A 16,377-nucleotide genomic window follows, 5' to 3' on the forward strand; every position below is an offset into this window, starting at 1 on the left:
TTTCGTACTCCCTTTTTTAGATCACGCCGAACTTCGGGCGATCGCCAGCCGGTGAACCCGGCATGCCGTGATGGTCGGTGAGGTGATGGAAGATCTGCTCGAAGTCCTGCGAAAGCGTCGACGAGAGTTGATGGTTGTTCGTGATAACCGGCACGAGCAAGGCATCGGCGAAGCTGGGTGTGACGTAGTCGATCATCGGACCGCCGTCGAGCGAAATACGAATCCACGTTTCGCCAATCAGATCCGCCCGCATTTCGATATAGAAATCGATGCCGTTTCGGTCCGAGATGTCGTTCAGGATCATGTGCTCGAGGCGGACAATGAAGTTCTGCACGTACGGACCCAAGTCCTGCGAGCTGAACCCTTCGGCGTTGGCGATCATCGTGCTCACGCGACTTGACGGATCGAGTGGGTTGTTGCCAGTCATCGCGCCCGTTAGCACCCGACGATTGGTGGTCGTGAACACCAACTGCGTGAGCGTCAGGTCCATCATCAGCGCCGGTACCGATTGGCTCAGAATGGTGGCGACTTGCGTCAGACGGTCCGAGCCACCCCAGTCCTGCGAGAGACCGGCATTCGCGAAGTGCATGCTGCCGTTGCCCGGGCCGGCCGCGCTCGTATTCCCCTGCGTCGCGACCGTCGTGCGTTGCTCCACATTGGGATCCAGTCGCAGCAGATCCTGGAAGACGAAGAAGTTCGACATCTGCCCGTCGCGCACCTTCTGCATCGCCGAGAAGAACGGGTTCAGCGCCACGGCCGTTTCTTGCGCGTAGCCCCGGGCCTGTTCGTACACGTCCTGTTCCTGTTGGACGCCGAACTCGTTTTCCATCGACGCGGTCTTGTACGTGTCGAGCAGCTTCGCCGCGTAGTCCGCCGCGATGTTGTTCCCACGGCGGGATGCCACCGGAACCGAGGACAAGACCGTGCGGGTGTCATGCACGTCGCCCAAGCCGGTCACATGGTTCAGTTCCATCGATGCGTAGACGTCTTCCGGACGCATGCGATGCATCTTGTTCGGCGTGTACGTGTCGATGTAGCTCGAATCGACTAGCACGTGTGCGTTCTCTGCCACGTTCGTATAGATCTGGTTGCCGAACGGCGTGTTTTCCACCGTGTGCCGAACTTGCACGATCGAGTTGATGTAGAACTCCATGCGCGGATCGATCGACTGCGTGTGGATGATGATGCCAGGGTGGTCCGTATAGCCGAGCACGATCACCACGGCCATGCTGCCCGACAGACGTTGGCGGATCTCCACTTCCATCATGAAGCGCAAACGCCGTTCGCCCCAGCCACCAACGATGCCAATCGCGGATTCGGGTGTTGCCGACGGCGCGATCACCTGGTTCGCCACACCGGCCAGCAGCGACGGTGTGAAGCGACGGGTCTGGTCCAGTGAGTTGGCCAGTGCATCGAGGGTGTAACCCTGCACGTTGGTTTCCCACGGCCGACGGTACTGCGGGTTATACGTGCCAGTTTCAGCGAGGAGGAGTCGCTTGACAGTGATGCTCGACGGCGTGCTGTGGTCATTCATTTTTTAGAAGCTCCTTTGTGCCAGCGCAAGGGAGAGTTGCGCCAGTTTGATTTTGATGTTCGGGGGGACGGCGTAATGGCGATCGCGCGGGTTCTGTGTGACTTGCCCGACCCACTCGGACGGCAACGTCAAGCGCCAGTCGTGCTCACTGAGGCCCTTCGTCAACGAATCGATTGCCACTTCAGCCGATGTCGGCAGACGTGGACTCTTCTGCTTGCCCGACTGGCGTCGCGGATGCGGATACCACTTCGCCAGTTCATCGAGCATGGGCGCGGGAATGCGTGCCTTCGAGTCCGAAGCAGTCAGATGCATGACGTCCTCGTTTTTGCGGGCAACAGCACTTACCAAAGCGGCCAGTTCGGGATAGCCCTTGTGCCAGTAGATCGCTTGTGCGGCTGCGATTGCCTGGAGGCTGGAGAGGCGTACGAGATGCAGCTGACCGCGAGGCTGCAGCTGATTGCGCGGCTTCAGTGCAAACATCGCCAGAAGCTTCTGTTCCTTGTAGGTCATCTCGTTTTCCAGCGAGCGCACGGATTCGAAGGACATGTCGAGATATTCCAGCGGCATGTCCGGCGCAATGGCCAGCGCAATGCGGCGCATGTCGCGCGCATAGAACGAGATCGGGGCGATCTTGCCCTCGGACACCGGCAACTTGACCTTGCAGCTCTCGAGCTTCGATTGCTGGTTCTCGGCGTTATCCTGGTTTCGACCCTCGACTTCCTTTTTCTTCACGATCCCGCTGAAGCCACTATCGGAATTGCCGCGCGTCTTGTACTTGATGAAGTTGAAGATGCGACTCACGAGATGAGAGTTCGGGTCGGTGCCGCGCACGTCACCGATCGATAGCTTGCGTACCAGCACGAGCCCCACCACGAGGTACGGATAGTCCTCAACAGAGATGCCCTTGAAGACGTGGGCGCTGTTGGCAACATCGATCAGCTTGTTGTCGCTCGGGATCATCGACTCGACGTACGCGCGTAGCCGATCCATGTGCTCGGAGTTCGCCAGATCCGTACGGGAGAGCAACTGGAACGCGTAGTACTCTTTCCAGATCGTTCCCGATTCTTCGCGCGTGCGAGCGATGAACTCGCCCCAGACCGGCAGAATCACGCGCAGCGAGATCGAGATAGCCACGAGCCAGCTATAGTCTTCGCGCAGATACGTGCCTTCGCGCGTACCCGGCATGTCGTACTGCACGAAGTGTTCTTTCAGATCACTTGGGTAGTAGATGTTGCTGCGAAAATCCATCCAGTGCTTGATGTCGGACAGGCTGTTGTGCTCGTAGAGCTGTGCGACGAGCTTGTACAAGCGAAGCTTCAGCTCCTCCGACTCGAAGAATTCGCCAAAGACGTCCTTGATCTCGCGATACGTTGCAAAGATCTGATCCTGCTTCTCCATGGGCAACGTCGCCCAGTACTGATTGATCTGCTCGAAGATGTTGTACTCAAGCTCCTTGATAATGGTCTTGAAATCGCTGATGTTCCAGTCGATGGTTTCCCCGCGATGCGACAGGGTGACCTCGCTACGGCTCGTATCAATCAAACCGAGTTTGCCAATTTGCAGTTCCAAAACTGATCTCCTCAGGAACAGTAACGACAGTGTCTAGTTCGGTGATATATCGCCGAAATCGAATTCAATCGCGCGCAATACTGTTCGAGCATGTGCTTGGTGATAGGGCTTGTTATTCACGCCGTCCCAGCGAACTGAGACGGCGGCTCAAGGAACTGACCGTGCGTTTTGCGTTGGTCAGCTCCTTGATTGGCTTATTGAAAATTCGTTTTTACCAGGGGATGTCTTCGTCGACGGTTTCCTGGCGTCCGCCGCTACCGCCGCCGCCACCACCGCCGTAGTTGCTGTTGCCACCACGGTTGTAGTTGCCGCCACCATTGCGTTGGCCACCACCGCCGCCACCGCCTTGATCCGGCTTCTTCTCCGGCTCGACGTAGTTGTCGCAGAGCATCACAGCCATCATGATTTCGAGCAGCTTGATCCAGCCCTTGGCGAACAGCACCGAGCACTCGCCCTTGCTGTATTGCTCGCCCGTCTTGTGGAAGAAGGCGTGGAAGTCGTTCGAACCGAACGGGAACTTGATGCGCGGGCGGTCCTTCGCGGTGACCGACACCCACACCACGCCTTCAGCGTCCTTGCCGCAGTGCAACTCGGAGACGACGACTGGCGATTCGCTGCGCTTGCCGCCCGGGAAGATAAAGTTCTTGTTCTCGATCTTCACCTTGTCTTCGGTGCCCGCCGGCGCTTCGAGGACGGAGTTCAGCTTTTGCAGGAAGACCATGAACACGACGGCGTCGAGGTTCGCGGTGATCTTGCCGTACTGCTTGTCGGCTCCTTGGTCATCGGGGTCGTTTGTGTAGACGGTGATACGGGGGTTGTTCTTGAACAGGTTGAGCTGCAAGCTCGAATACTTGCCCTTGGCCGTCGGACACGGTGTCGACAGATGCAACTTACGGTTGTCGAACGCGTTCTTCTCTCGCGGTGCGGGTCGGAAATCACTCATGATTCAATGTCCTGATGTTCTTCGGATTTTCGTTTGGCGGGGGTGACAAACGATACTCACGTTGGATAAAAAAACTCCGCGCTATCGTGTTAAGGCGCGACGAGTAAGCTCTTGAAAAGGTCGCGTTTCGGCGCGTCCTTGATGAAGTCCGCGCAGAAGCGGATCCGGTCTGACGTAGTGACGGCTGACCAGTTAAACCGAGTTGCAAGTTCGAGCACCTCCTTACGTAATTTCGGATCTAGCGTCCGGAACGTTTCGCCATCGCCCATGACTTGAATCAGGTCTTCCCGGAAAGGGATCTGGGCGAGTTCGCGACCATTGCTGTACTTCGTGTACCAAAGTGCCCGGTCCTTAATGCGACCCGTGTGTGACTCGAGCAGCGAGAGACTGCGAAAGGCGCGATAGGAGAGAAGGTCATACGCGTGATGCGTGATGATCAGCGTCTTGGGGGCAGGGACCTTCTCGGGCGTGAGCTTGCGATCAAAGATGAGGATCGGGTCATCCCGGTCCCGGTTCTGCTGCGCGATCAGTGCCATCGTCTGCTTCAGAATCACGGCGTTAGCCTTCATCCGATCGGTACTGTCAACGCGAAACGCAGCGTACGGATAGGCTTGCGCCATGCCCTTGTACTTGCTCAGATAGAAGACCGGCTTGCAACGACCATTCGATCCCTCGTTCACGATCTCGGTGATCTGCTCCATTTCTTCATTGAGCGTGATCGCGATTTCATCGGGACTGACCATGGCACCCGAGACTTTGTCCATGGCGCCGAGGAAGTTACGGAACAACGTGCGCATGTTCACGAACAGTTGCTCGTACTCCAGAATCGGTGCTGACTTCACGGGTGGCAGATCTGGATGAATCCCGAAAGCTCCCTCGAGCGCGAGTGATGTCGAGATCGACACGGGATACTGGCCCACTGCGCGGGCGGAAATGCCGGGATTCAAATCCATCTTTTCACCTTATCTCGTTGATCTTCGTTTGCGCAATCATGAGAAGCTCCTGAGTGATGCCCATGCCTACCAGGCGCTCGGACAGGAGTTCTGTGATGTTCTCGCGCGTGATCGTGATGGGGACGAACTCTTCCTCGTCGATATCGCCCAGTCCCTGGATCTCCTCCTCTTCAGGGTCGATCGGGTTTTTACTCCAGATGAAGAAGGGATAAAGCCGCTTCAGAGCGTCCATGTCCGCGAAGAGGGGATGGTCGTGATTTGCCACGACGCGTACCGCCGAATTCATTGGCAGGTCGCGCACGCGGCGCTCGATCTCCATCAGCGCGTCCTCCACGGGCTGATCGATACAGCGCACGGAGATGAACTTCTGTGCGGTGGTGTTTTCGACGAACGTGACGTCGGTATCGTTGTTCGGATGAATCACGGCGCGCAGGTGACCCTTAGGTTCCTCTTCGCCGTGTCCTAAACGGGGGAAGGAGCCTTGTGCGTAGATCCGCTCGAACGACGAGTACTTGTGCACATGACCAATGAAGATCGCGCACCGGGTGATGGCGAGATAGGCCTCGGACGAATGCTTCTGGGCTTTGACGTGGGCGGGCAGCTGATACTCAAACTGACCATGCATGAACATCAGATCGACCTGCTCGATGCCTTTTTCCTGCATCTGGGCGTGGATTTGGCTGAGTGTTTGGTCTGTTGTCGGCGCACTCTCATCGGGTACGAACCCAACCCAGAGATCCAGGGCGGGTTCGTACTCGACGGAGATGTCTTGAACATATTTGAGATTAGCGCCAATGCCTGCCACTTCATTGATCGTGACGAAAAGCTGTGACTGTCGCCGGTCATGACTCGGCGTGCCTTCCAGCACGTAGAGCAAGATGTCGTGCTTCTTGCAGGTGCGCAAGAGCCGTCCAATCCACAGCTTGATTTCCGCCACGTCGTCATCGTTCAGCGTGAGCAGCTGATCGAAGACATCTCCTACCAAACAGATGAGATCAAGCGCAGCCGTCTCCGCGTTATCGGGGAAGGCTGCATCCAGACCCACAATCGTTCCATGCGTTGCGGTTCGCGAGGCGCCCAGATGGATATCCGAGATCGTGGCCACGCGTAGTTCAGAAGTCCTCATACTCGACGTCCTCTCCGGAGGAAGGGTTGGTCGGCGTGTTCGCTGCAGCAGCTGGTGCTGTCACTTGCGAGGCACGAGGGTCTGCAATCAGCGGCGGACGGTTGTAGCGCGCCATGATGGCGTTCCATGCGAGGACGTGACGCACGAGATGCTGTCCCGAGCGCATCGTACGCAGACGCTGGGCCAGCGCCACATTCATGAACTGCGTACCCTGCGCGGGGTGGATCTGCATGTACTGATCTGCGGTCTTCATGACTTCGCCAAGCGGTGCCTGACTGCGGTCATTTACGTCCCGTACAGGATTGACGCCCTGGTACTCAAATACCGGCGGCACGCGAAAGAGCACGGCGCCACTCTTGTCAAACACATCCACGCCCTTGTAAGGCGTGCCCGCGATCGAGATCCAGTCAGCCATGCCGACCTTGTGCTTGAGGAGCGCGAGATCCTTCGTGAGCTGCGCGTAGGAGGTGTTCTCCGCGAGGTGCTTCACATAGATCTCGAAGAACGGCAGAAAGACGTGAACGAACTCGTCTTCCGGCAGGCGGGCGACATCCTCACTCGCAATGTCGGTCAGGCTGCTGGCGACCATCGAGATCCACAACGCCTGTTGATCCGGTTGTGCGCCCGGAGCAAAGCGATCAGCTTCGGGAAAGAGCTTGTTCGCACTGGAGATGTTCGGCATAGGAAACCTCAGTCTTTGACGGGTGTGGGGCCGTCGTCTGCTTCAGCGGCCTGACGAGCGGCACTGGTGCGCGCTGCCATGCGTTGCTGGATCTGTTGCAGGTAGCCATTGGGGTCGTCGAACGTCTCGGCAGCTTTCGGACGCAGGAAGGTGAAGTGCATGAACTGCATCGCACGCAAGGGGATAGCAGCGACTTGGCGCTTGAGCTCATTCAGCGCTGCGGGGCTCGGCGACACCGGAACGTTGTCGTAGGCGAAACGTCCCTTTTCCTGGTAACAGAAGACCTCGTAGTCGATGACCTTCACGTCGGGTTCGGCCGGGCCAGCAGTCATCGCGTCGTGACCGTTTTCGAAGATCGGCTTGAAGCTTGCGACGAACGCCAGATCCGAAGCCATCGGAAAGCGGGTCATCACAATGATGTCGCCCGATGCGAGAAGATGCGGCTTGACGAAGACCTCGAAGTGCCTGAGCGTGTGCGGCAAGCGCTTGTTCTCAAGGTACTCGTGCTGCTCGAAAGCAACCACCTTCATGATCGATTCGTTGATACGGCTGAAACAGCTATCGATCCACACCGGTTTCGGGGCATGCGGACCGCCTTTGCCACCAGGACGGACGATGTCGTCGTACTGCTGAAGTGACGCGGGTGCATTGGTTTCGGTACTCATAATCTTGCCTAGTTGACGACAGTCGAAGCCACCGACGGTCCGTTGTTGTTCAGCTTGGTCGCCTTGAGGAACTTCGAATCAGCGAGTTGCACCAGGCCGTAATACGGATAGGTGACGCCGTTCTCTGTGACTTGGGCGTAGATCGACACCGTGATCAGGCTCGTCGTGTTGCCAGCCGTCACGTCATCACTGGTGACCTGCGCGAGCACCGAGTCGTAGTACCGGCCGAGATAGGCCTCAAGTGCGCTTTGCAATGCACTGCAGGTCTTCGGCATGTTTCCGGCGTTCGCCTGGATAATCGACTGGATGCTGGTGACGCTCCCGGCGTACGTGTACGACTGGTTCGCCATCGATTCGTAGATGTGCGCCATCAGCGCATCGGCTTTCTGCGCAGTGGCGGTGATCCACCCAGCGGTCGACAAAGACGGAACGACGGTAGTCATGGTGGCTGGCTCATAAAGTTGGTCGGTTACATAAAATCTGCCCACACCGACAAACTCACTACCGGCAAAAAAAGAAGAGCAAGGCGCACGGAGAGTCATCTCCGTGCCCGTGTGCTGCCCTTACATCTTCTCGTTCCACTTCGAGGTCGGATCTTCCTTTCCGGCTTCGATGTACGCACGCAGATTCGCGAACGTGTCGAAGATGTCGACCTTCTGATCGAATGCCGGCTCGACATCACCCGCATGCAGATCGTCGAGGTAGTGCCGCACCATCCAGCCACCATCCTCGGTGTCTTGCAGGACGCCATTCATGAGCAAGCGATAGTCGTAGTGGTCCTCACCCACGCGACCCGGTTCCATATCGACGTAGGTTTCGGAGAATCCATCGATCCGCTGCTGGTGATAAAGACGTCGTGTGGTCGGCTCGGCCATGATCCAGCGCTGCATGGCGAGCGGCGCGTGCTGCATGCGACCGATATCCCAGATGCTCTGGATCGTGTCTGACATGAAGAGCGAGTCGAGCTTGCGATGGGCTGCCCGCGCGATTCGCATCGCCTCCGAACCGTTGAAGGTGTTGAAGAGTCCCGCGGCCGACTGCACGAACTGCTGACCGAACTCGGTCAGCGCGCCCGTGAACTGCTGGACCTGGTTCTCGAGAAAGGCCATGGTTCCAGGATGCTTCTGGGCGCCATACACGAGACTATTGAAGGTCGCCGAGTCGCCTTGTACAAACATGACCATCTCAGCCCTCCAATTCGGGGTTGTTTTCGAGGAACGGCAGGACCCGGATGCGCACGGTCGGGACCTTGTCGCCGTTCGGGAGCGTCACCATCTCGGAGCACCCATGCAGACGGTCGGCGATGGCGATGTCGTCCGTCTCCCCGATGGCCATGTACTGCTGCTGACCGGTTTCGCCAGTGAGGACCTCGATGCTGAACGCCGCTTTCTTCGCTGCACGCTTCAGACCGAAACGCTTTGCGAATTCGTCGATCGAGGGGAGGCCAGGATAGGGTGCAAGTTCCTTACTAGCAGCCCGGCAGGCCGCGGTTAGTGCCGCGTGCGCGTTCTTCTCAAAGAGCGGTGAGGGTTCCGATTGGTAGACGAGCGTGGGCATGGCTCGATACCGCACCTGCTTCGTCTGCGTGCCGTTGGGAAGCGTGAAGCGCTCGCTTTGTTGCACGATGGTGTTGGCGTCGTGCAGGCTGTGCGCCACGCCGATCGGCGCCCAAAGAACGCCTTCGATTCCCGGGAGGGACTCTGCCTTCTCCAAGAGAAACCGCTTTGAGCCACCCAGCTGCACTGCGGTGCCGTTGTACAGTTTGTGAACGACCTTCACACCGCATTCGCTTTCACTGGGCGAAGTGCTACCCTCATGAGTTGCCATGATCTTTTCCTTGTTTGGTTTTCTGGGGAGTTCCGGCTGGATGCTTAGGCAGCTTCCGGGATCAAAGCCATGCGGCGGACCACTTCCGGATCGGCTGCTTCCGGCACATCCCAATGCATCCAGTTCGAGATCGTGGCAATCACGGTCTTTGGCATGGACAGATTGCGGGACACCGTGCGCGGCGCGTTCATGTCAAACACGCTCTGATGCGGAGCGAGCTTTTCCAATTCCGTGGCCGTGACAAAGTCCAGCGACAGCGTGGCGTTGAGCTGGTCGCCATCGAAGTCGGCGTTGAAGCCAACCACGATCAGGATGCTCATGCCGATGGTCGGGTCTGCCACGTCGGTCTTCACCTTCGTGATAAACACGGCCTGTGCCGAAGAACGTGCAAGCGACGGATTGCGTTGCAAGACGATTGGCACGCCCATGAACGGCGAGCGTTCGACGAACATCTGGAAGTACGCGTCGAGCTGCGGGTGGTACTTGTTCGCATGCTCGAGAAGGAAGGCTTCTGCTTCCTGAGGCGTCATGCCATCCCGCATGAGCTTGTTCTTCAGATGCACTTCGAAGACCGCGACGCCGATGCCCCACGGGATATGCACTTCCCGGTGGTGATGCGCATCGGTGAGCGAGCTGATCACTGCACGGAAGCTGAAGTGCGAGCGGGTGCCGTAGACGTGCTTGCGGAAGATCCCCTCTTTCTTGGCGAGAACGGTCCGCATCGTTTCGTCGTAGTACTGCGACGTCTGGATGATCATCTTGATCGTGCGGTTTTCCTTCACCCGCGCCGAGTGCACCGAGAGGGGTGCGTCGATGCCCACCATCATGCGGATCGCGTCCACTGCGACCGGTGCCGTAGCATCCGTGTACGCGCCGTGGTTCGTTTCTTCCAGCACCAACAAGGAGCGGTTGGGTAGCGGCAGAAACTTCGAGAAGATGCGGTCGCGCTGCTCACTCAGCAACTGCTTGAGGGAGGAGAGCTTCTTCTTGTTGTAGAACTTCAGGTTAAACATGAAGCTCATGATTTCGTCGAAGTGATCGACGAAGTTGTTGTAGCCGCGGGGAATGCCCGCCTTGCGGATAAACTCGATGACCGGCGGTTCCTTGACCGCAGGCTTATAGGTGATGTCGCAAATCCAGCGCATCACATCAAAGCTGCTCTTCTCGAATCGCTCGCTGATCATCGTCCAGACGATCGGGGAGATAAGCGCCGAGACACCCTTGGGTGCACGCAGCCAGATGAGAGGTTCCAGATCGTGCTGATGCGGTGCGGTGACTTCGGTATGGCATTCGGGACAGACCACCGGTCGATACCGTTTGCCGTCCCCCAGTTTGTCGACCCCGGCAGTGTTGCCGCATTGACACGAGGGGATGTTCGACAGCAGATCGGAATTGATCAGGTCGTACTTGGTGAAGATGAGGTTGTTGATGTGTTCTTTTTCCTCTTCGGACGAGTCCGAGAGGTCATTGATGATGATCGGTTCCTTGGAAGCGAAATGGTCAAATACTTCGTCTTGATTGATGAGTCTGAGATGCACCGACACGCTTTTCTCCTTGATCGATCCGTCGCGGCTGAGGGGAGCCACATCCGATTCAGCACACGAATAAATTTCGACCTGTATTACGGCTCGAAGTAGTGATATATGGCTGAGCGGCGTTTCAGGCGCGATTCGCGCCACGTACGAGGAGGATCGGGCAGGCTGCCAAGGGGACCCAGGAGAACAGTGCGATGATCATCAGATGCATTTTCAAGCTCTACTCAAAAAGGGCTGCGAAACAGCAAAAAAAAGAAAGAGACGGCATAAAAAGAAAAGATAGGGAAGAGCCCGAAGGCTCTCCCGTCTCCCCGCTTCCATTGCTGGAAACTTCCCGTCGCCGATAGGCTGATGAGCTGGGTCATGCCCATTGACAGCGCTCACACAAGGAAAGAGCGCTGTCGGGATACTGCTTACTGCTGGGCCCAGCGGCTGAAGCCACCGCGTGCACCGTACTGCTGTTGCTGCTGTGCGCCGTAGCCACGGTTGAACACCGAAGCACCTGCCTTCGACATGTCCATGGCAGCGCCCATTGCGTACGAGTTGACCGCGCGCTGATGCTGGTTCAGATCCGTCACCGGCGAGATGGTGCGCGTGGACAGACCTGCGTCCTTCGCACCTGCCAACAACGCTTCCATGAACTTCGGCTCGATGGTGACCCGACGAGCGAAGCCCGTGAAGTTCACCGAGTCTTGGCCCAGGATGCCCGTGATGATCTGCTTGCGCTTCGACAGACGCACGTTCAGGTCGAGGCTTGCCAGGTTGAACGTTTCCGACCATTCGCGAACGACTTCCGGATCGCGGTGACCAGCGAAGTTCAAGACGGCCAGGTAGTCCACGTCGCGCAAGTCGCGCTTCACGCCGAAGCGGTCCGTGTACCAGCCCAGATGCACGCGGTTGAACTCGTCCAGCGCCACACGTCCGTCACCGTTGTAGTGGCGGCTGAAGTTGCCGTGCGTCAGCGTGTTCGCCGCTTGCAGGATGATGTCGTTGATACGCTGTGCGTGGGGGTTGTTCATCTCGCCAGCTGCAGCGAAGATGCCGTTGAACCACGACTGCGGACCGCATTCCGGCACATCCACCGACAGGATCGGCGTCGGCTCGACGACCGAAGCCAGGAGGGCAATCAGGTTGTCCTGATGGCCTTGGCTGCGCAGGAACGAATCGGCCTTCGTGTCCACCCGGTCGCCGTAGCCGCTCGCGTTCTTCTCGAAGTTCGCTTCGATACCCACAGCGCCGATGTCGCGCAGGTCCATGTCGTTGCCGACGACTTGCTGACGCGGGCGCCATGCTTCGGCCCATGCATTGCCTTGGAACAGACCCATCGACGTGATCAGCGCGAGCAGCTGCGCTTCGGTCGTCAGCAGTTGCAGCGATTCGAGATCGGTGATCACGAAGCGCGGCAGGTAACGCTTGAACTCGTTCGGCGACGCAACTTGCTGCGTCGGCGGCGCCCATTGGCTGTAAGCCTGCGTTTGCTGTTCGGCCGGTGCCCACACCAGATCCATGAAGCCGCTGGCGCGCGAGATTGTCGCCACACGCTGCACGGCGTCTTGCTGACCTTGGATCTGCTGACCGCCTGCACGGAACTCGATCACGATGTCGCCACGCATCGGCGCACCGACCACATCCTGCGTTTGCGGATTGCCGAACGTCGTCGTGACCGTCAGCGTGCTGTCTTGCTCGGTGCCGCCCAAGTCCAAGGGACGGTAGCCCGGTGCACGTTGTTCGAGTTCGGTCGTGCACGCCAGCGCGGCGTTCGATGCCAACTGAAAAACCAGTGCTTCGTCGTCGAGGTTGAAGTCGCGCGGCACCACGCATTCCGCTGCGTCGAACAGCGGCGTGCTCGGGAAGCTGCGCTGCACGACGGAGGCGATCTCCTTACGGGCATTCGGTGTGATGGCGTCGCCCGCGACCTTCAGGATTTCGACTTGCTGGCCGTTGATCATTTCCACGCGCGGAGCGATGGCCGGGCTCGATGCGTCCAGCACCAGCGTGTGGAACGCTACGCCGACGTCGCGGTTCTGATTGTCGCGGGTCGCGACAACGATCACCGACTTCAACAGCGTTTGCGTGGTGTTCAGGTCGATCGGCAGCAGGGTGATTTCCCAGCTCTTGTCGACCTTCGCGTATTCCTTGACCAGTGCCGCGTGCAGCTTCGTGATCACGTCGCTCGCCGGCGAACGCGACAGTGCCAAACGAGCGATGCCGCCCAGATTGTCGAGGCGTACGCGTTGTGCTTGCGGACGTTGTGCTTGGGATTGGTCTTGTCCGCGTGAGTCTTGCTGGCCGCGGGCGAACGCATCGCTCATGGTGGAGTTACCTTGCGTGTTCGTTTCGGGCTTGTTCAGGGCCATGGTCTGTCTTCCTTCGTTTTTTCAACAGGTTAATGATCGCGCGTCACTAAGCATCTGCTCTTAGTTCAGGAGAGTGATATAGGTTTCAGTTTTCTTAGAATCGCGATGCGCTGAAATGCCCTCTCCCTCGCCAGCTAATAGACGCCTAGCTTCCATCTGAGCCTGTTGGAAAGTGGCCCATTTGGAGTACTAAAAGAGACAGAGTTTGACCATTGGATAACAGAGCGGTACTTCGGGGCGCTCTATCCGACCAGGCTATTCAAGCTGGGCGGCAGGATCCGATGGCGTTTCTTCTCCTACAAGATAGGGGGGAGCAGGTAAAAATTTACTTGTAAGGGAGACAAGTGTTGAGGTAAGCGACGGGGAGGTCGTAAGGACTTGCTCGCGACGCAGTACATCCGTCATGAGAGGTGTTCGATAGGTTTAATGCAGGCGCGGCGACAGCGGAAGACTGGGGAAAACTCAGCATGTTCGTAATCTACCTACAGCTAAAAATTGCATCTAATAAGACGTTATTACGGTGAAGAGAATACCGCTTATTGGCTAAAAAGCCGTTAGCGAAATAAACTTCCGCGGTGCGGAATGGATTTAAAAGAGGAAATAACAATCGAATATAAACGTTTGCGAGCGCAAAATATGTCGCGGAAACGGCAATTAGTAGAAGAATCCACCTATCACGGTAATTCTCCCCAGGTTTCGATTACGCGCAATTACGACCGTTTGAGCACAATCGGCTGTGGTCGAAAGTACCGATAAGTAAGGGTTTGTAGCTTATGTTTTCATTTCAAAAATGAAAGCTACCTTTCAATGAAAGTTTGATAAAGGTACTGGAAACGCCTTGTAGGTAGTCGCTTCGCATTTTCGGACTTTGCACCATCGCCGAACAAGCGTTTCATAATGCGGTTTGAACTGTATGTAAAACGCACGACTGAAATGTGAAGTAAACGTTTAGAAAGTATTGATGCGGGTTTTCAGGGCACGAGCTCGTGTCACAAAACTGCAACAATAGATCAGGACTACGACGGAGTTTCGTAGGCCGCTCACGGGCCTACTTTTCGACGTGTCAACCATTCCACCATGCCGAGCGTTTATGGCGCCCCCCGCGATGACCGCGTCGCTCCGACCGCGATGGTCGTGTTACATACGGCGGCCCGGCATTCATGTTCGGGCCTTCGGTGTTATCGGGATCACCAAAGCGCTGGACAGCGGTGGTGGTGTTTTGCTCGTGCACAGCTGTAGACAGTGCGGTAGACAGTGTCATGAGGGCCACTGATCTCAAAGATTTTCGTGTCATGCCTCGACCTTGCGTAGGTGGCAAAAGTGCGTAGTGAGAAACTCAGGCGTGAAATCGCCCGCCGTCATTCGGGGGAACCAGTGCTCTCGGGGTGTGCTGCGGCGATGGACGATCAACACACTGATCACCCCTTCCTCTTCGAATTCGAGATCGATGTAGTTTTCCGGGCGGTCCCAGTAGAGTCCTAGCTGGGCAGTGACACCTGAGATCATGGGTATGGGTGGAGCGAGGTCCGGCGGCAGCGCGCGCAGAAAACTCTCGACTGCAACGATCTCCTTTTCCCGCGGGGCGGGACTATGTTCGTCGTGCCAGCCAGCTAGCAGCTGCCGATAGCTACTCACCTCGACAAGGGTGGTCTCAATGGTTCGCATTTGTATTGTCTTTTTCTCTAGCGGATTTCCCACTACCGTCGTCCGGTCGTGGTTGACGTTGAGCGGGCGCAGTTATGGGCTCGCTGATGTGCCCTTGAATCGGTGACACTCAACGCTTACGCTCCCAAGGTGACTGCTCCCACCAACGACGGCCCTTCTTGTATCGGGAGCCGCGTTTGGGCTTGGGGGCTTCGGCTTGCGAGGGCGGGCAATCATCGACTTCATCCGGAGCATGAAGGTAGTAGGGCTCTCGGTCGTCGTAGGCTCCGTGTTTGATGGCGGATTCGGTTGCGCTTTCTGCGTGTCCCATGGTCGGCTCTCAATTTTATGAACTGTCAAATTCCCAACTGGATGCGTCGCTATGCACACGCTTTTCAATCTGGTGCCGAGGGCGCTCCAAGGCATCCAAATCCCGGGCCTGTGGCCTTACGTCCGTGAGGGACTGCGGCGAAATATCGGCCAAGTGATTCGCTACTATCGCAATGCCCCGATGGCGGTGAAGAGTGATCACATCCTCGTCAAGCTGATCCAGAGCGTGAATATCCCGCTCTCTCACAACTTGGAGCGGTACTTCGCGAACGTGGATGCCGTCTCACTCAATCTGTCGATGGCGTTGAAAATGACTTCGTCCCTCTATAGGGGAAAGATGTGGGATGGAGACTTCTACGGCCCCGGTCATGATGAGGTCCTCTTGGCGCACACTGAGACGTTCGATGTCGATCGCACCCACGACGACTGGCAAAACGTCACGCCGGTGCGGGTGTTGCGGCACCCGCGCAGCGATCTCTACATGAACCTGCCTAATGGCCACCTCACCGGGACAGAGACGGGTATCTGTGTGATTGCGATCAACGTCCCGATGCTCATGGTCCAGTACCGGGCGTTTCGCCTCGCGCAGGATGGGATCACCGGTGGGGTCGACGAGAAGTCGACGATGATGTTCATCCACATGTACGTTTTACCGAACATGCTCTTCAGCCACCTGGATCAGGCGCTCTTCAACCGGATACGCAAGCTCCAGGCGAAGGAGGCGGTAGGTGAATCGATCCGCAAGCATCCGTTTGCCCAGATCGATTACTCGGCCAAGGTCGATGCCTGCTACAACCAGATCCTGACCAACTTCGACCGGCATCCGATGAACTTCGTCGGGACCCTGCAAAGCGTGCCGGCCGCTGCGCGCTCCAATATGGAACAGGCGATGAAGGTGCCTGACATGGCGCCAACGCGACAGGCGATGTGGGCACTGGCATTGGCACGTCTGCCCATGCTGGACTTCGTTCTGACCATGGCGATGGGTTCCCCGCAGACCCGCAACCAGCTGGAAGTGGACCTCATCAACCGGACCTTCCTTGGATGGCAGCAGGAGCGGCTCTTCGATGGGGTCATGGACCCGCTAGTCCGACAAGACGTCATAGAGGAGCTAACCGACATCCTCTCCAAGGCGAACCCTGGAGCGATGTCAGCTGTGGCCTAGTCACGGCGGATATATCGGTCGTACAACAGGTAGAGTCCTGCACCAGC

14 protein-coding genes are annotated in these 16,377 nt (G+C 57.4%); 1 reads left to right on the forward strand and 13 read right to left on the reverse strand.

Annotation, left to right across the window (positions count from 1 at the left end):
• Positions 1–16: 16 nt before the first annotated feature.
• The 13 genes from FQ746_RS00495 to FQ746_RS00555 form a co-directional block, all read right to left on the reverse strand.
• Positions 17–1,534, reverse strand: a complete 1,518-nt coding sequence (locus tag FQ746_RS00495; RefSeq protein WP_144106646.1) for a hypothetical protein — start codon at positions 1,532–1,534, stop codon at positions 17–19.
• Between the two features lie 3 nt (positions 1,535–1,537).
• Entirely contained in the window at positions 1,538–3,103 is a 1,566-nt protein-coding gene (locus FQ746_RS00500; protein ID WP_144106647.1) for a hypothetical protein, read from the reverse strand.
• A 211-nt stretch (positions 3,104–3,314) separates the two neighbouring features.
• Positions 3,315–4,046, reverse strand: coding sequence for a hypothetical protein (locus FQ746_RS34605; protein ID WP_186310586.1), 732 nt, complete (start codon positions 4,044–4,046; stop codon positions 3,315–3,317).
• An 89-nt stretch (positions 4,047–4,135) separates the two neighbouring features.
• Positions 4,136–4,999 carry a hypothetical protein gene (locus tag FQ746_RS00510; protein WP_144106648.1) on the reverse strand — a complete coding sequence of 288 codons (864 nt, stop codon included), beginning with the start codon at positions 4,997–4,999 and terminating at the stop codon, positions 4,136–4,138.
• A 4-nt stretch (positions 5,000–5,003) separates the two neighbouring features.
• Complete coding sequence (locus FQ746_RS00515) at positions 5,004–6,104, reverse strand: hypothetical protein (RefSeq protein WP_144106649.1); 1,101 nt, start codon at positions 6,102–6,104, stop codon at positions 5,004–5,006.
• Between the two features lie 7 nt (positions 6,105–6,111).
• The gene (locus tag FQ746_RS00520; protein WP_144106650.1) at positions 6,112–6,807 is read right to left on the reverse strand and encodes a hypothetical protein; all 696 of its coding nucleotides are present in this window, start codon (positions 6,805–6,807) and stop codon (positions 6,112–6,114) included.
• An 8-nt stretch (positions 6,808–6,815) separates the two neighbouring features.
• Positions 6,816–7,472 (reverse strand): hypothetical protein, encoded by a 657-nt coding sequence (locus FQ746_RS00525; RefSeq protein ID WP_144106651.1) that lies wholly within the window; start codon positions 7,470–7,472, stop codon positions 6,816–6,818.
• Between the two features lie 8 nt (positions 7,473–7,480).
• Positions 7,481–7,915, reverse strand: coding sequence for a hypothetical protein (locus FQ746_RS00530; protein WP_144106652.1), 435 nt, complete (start codon positions 7,913–7,915; stop codon positions 7,481–7,483).
• Positions 7,916–8,035: 120 nt separating this feature from the next.
• Positions 8,036–8,656, reverse strand: a complete 621-nt coding sequence (locus tag FQ746_RS00535; RefSeq protein ID WP_144106653.1) for a hypothetical protein — start codon at positions 8,654–8,656, stop codon at positions 8,036–8,038.
• A gap of 1 nt (position 8,657) precedes the next feature.
• Positions 8,658–9,299 carry a hypothetical protein gene (locus FQ746_RS00540; RefSeq protein ID WP_144106654.1) on the reverse strand — a complete coding sequence of 214 codons (642 nt, stop codon included), beginning with the start codon at positions 9,297–9,299 and terminating at the stop codon, positions 8,658–8,660.
• 44 nt (positions 9,300–9,343) lie between these two features.
• Positions 9,344–10,843, reverse strand: coding sequence for a hypothetical protein (locus FQ746_RS00545; RefSeq protein WP_144106655.1), 1,500 nt, complete (start codon positions 10,841–10,843; stop codon positions 9,344–9,346).
• A gap of 404 nt (positions 10,844–11,247) precedes the next feature.
• Positions 11,248–13,191: a hypothetical protein gene (locus FQ746_RS00550; protein ID WP_144106656.1), complete on the reverse strand. Its 1,944-nt coding sequence runs from the start codon at positions 13,189–13,191 to the stop codon at positions 11,248–11,250.
• A 1,290-nt stretch (positions 13,192–14,481) separates the two neighbouring features.
• Complete coding sequence (locus FQ746_RS00555) at positions 14,482–14,856, reverse strand: hypothetical protein (protein WP_144106657.1); 375 nt, start codon at positions 14,854–14,856, stop codon at positions 14,482–14,484.
• 361 nt (positions 14,857–15,217) lie between these two features.
• On the opposite strand from FQ746_RS00555, the gene FQ746_RS00560 reads away from it, so the two are divergent.
• Positions 15,218–16,330 carry a hypothetical protein gene (locus tag FQ746_RS00560; protein ID WP_144106658.1) on the forward strand — a complete coding sequence of 371 codons (1,113 nt, stop codon included), beginning with the start codon at positions 15,218–15,220 and terminating at the stop codon, positions 16,328–16,330.
• Positions 16,331–16,377: the final 47 nt, after the last annotated feature.

This window comes from Paraburkholderia sp. BCC1886 (assembly GCF_900996245.1).
Lineage (GTDB): Bacteria > Pseudomonadota > Gammaproteobacteria > Burkholderiales > Burkholderiaceae > Paraburkholderia.

Coding starts and splice junctions, on each gene's coding strand:
- FQ746_RS00525 (WP_144106651.1), bottom strand. CDS start 7,472: ATGAGTACCGAAACCAATGCACCCGCGTCACTTCAGCAGTACGACGAC.
- FQ746_RS00550 (WP_144106656.1), bottom strand. CDS start 13,191: ATGGCCCTGAACAAGCCCGAAACGAACACGCAAGGTAACTCCACCATG.
- FQ746_RS34605 (WP_186310586.1), bottom strand. CDS start 4,046: ATGAGTGATTTCCGACCCGCACCGCGAGAGAAGAACGCGTTCGACAAC.
- FQ746_RS00520 (WP_144106650.1), bottom strand. CDS start 6,807: ATGCCGAACATCTCCAGTGCGAACAAGCTCTTTCCCGAAGCTGATCGC.
- FQ746_RS00540 (WP_144106654.1), bottom strand. CDS start 9,299: ATGGCAACTCATGAGGGTAGCACTTCGCCCAGTGAAAGCGAATGCGGT.
- FQ746_RS00510 (WP_144106648.1), bottom strand. CDS start 4,999: ATGGATTTGAATCCCGGCATTTCCGCCCGCGCAGTGGGCCAGTATCCC.
- FQ746_RS00560 (WP_144106658.1), top strand. CDS start 15,218: ATGCACACGCTTTTCAATCTGGTGCCGAGGGCGCTCCAAGGCATCCAA.
- FQ746_RS00555 (WP_144106657.1), bottom strand. CDS start 14,856: ATGCGAACCATTGAGACCACCCTTGTCGAGGTGAGTAGCTATCGGCAG.
- FQ746_RS00535 (WP_144106653.1), bottom strand. CDS start 8,656: ATGGTCATGTTTGTACAAGGCGACTCGGCGACCTTCAATAGTCTCGTG.
- FQ746_RS00495 (WP_144106646.1), bottom strand. CDS start 1,534: ATGAATGACCACAGCACGCCGTCGAGCATCACTGTCAAGCGACTCCTC.
- FQ746_RS00530 (WP_144106652.1), bottom strand. CDS start 7,915: ATGACTACCGTCGTTCCGTCTTTGTCGACCGCTGGGTGGATCACCGCC.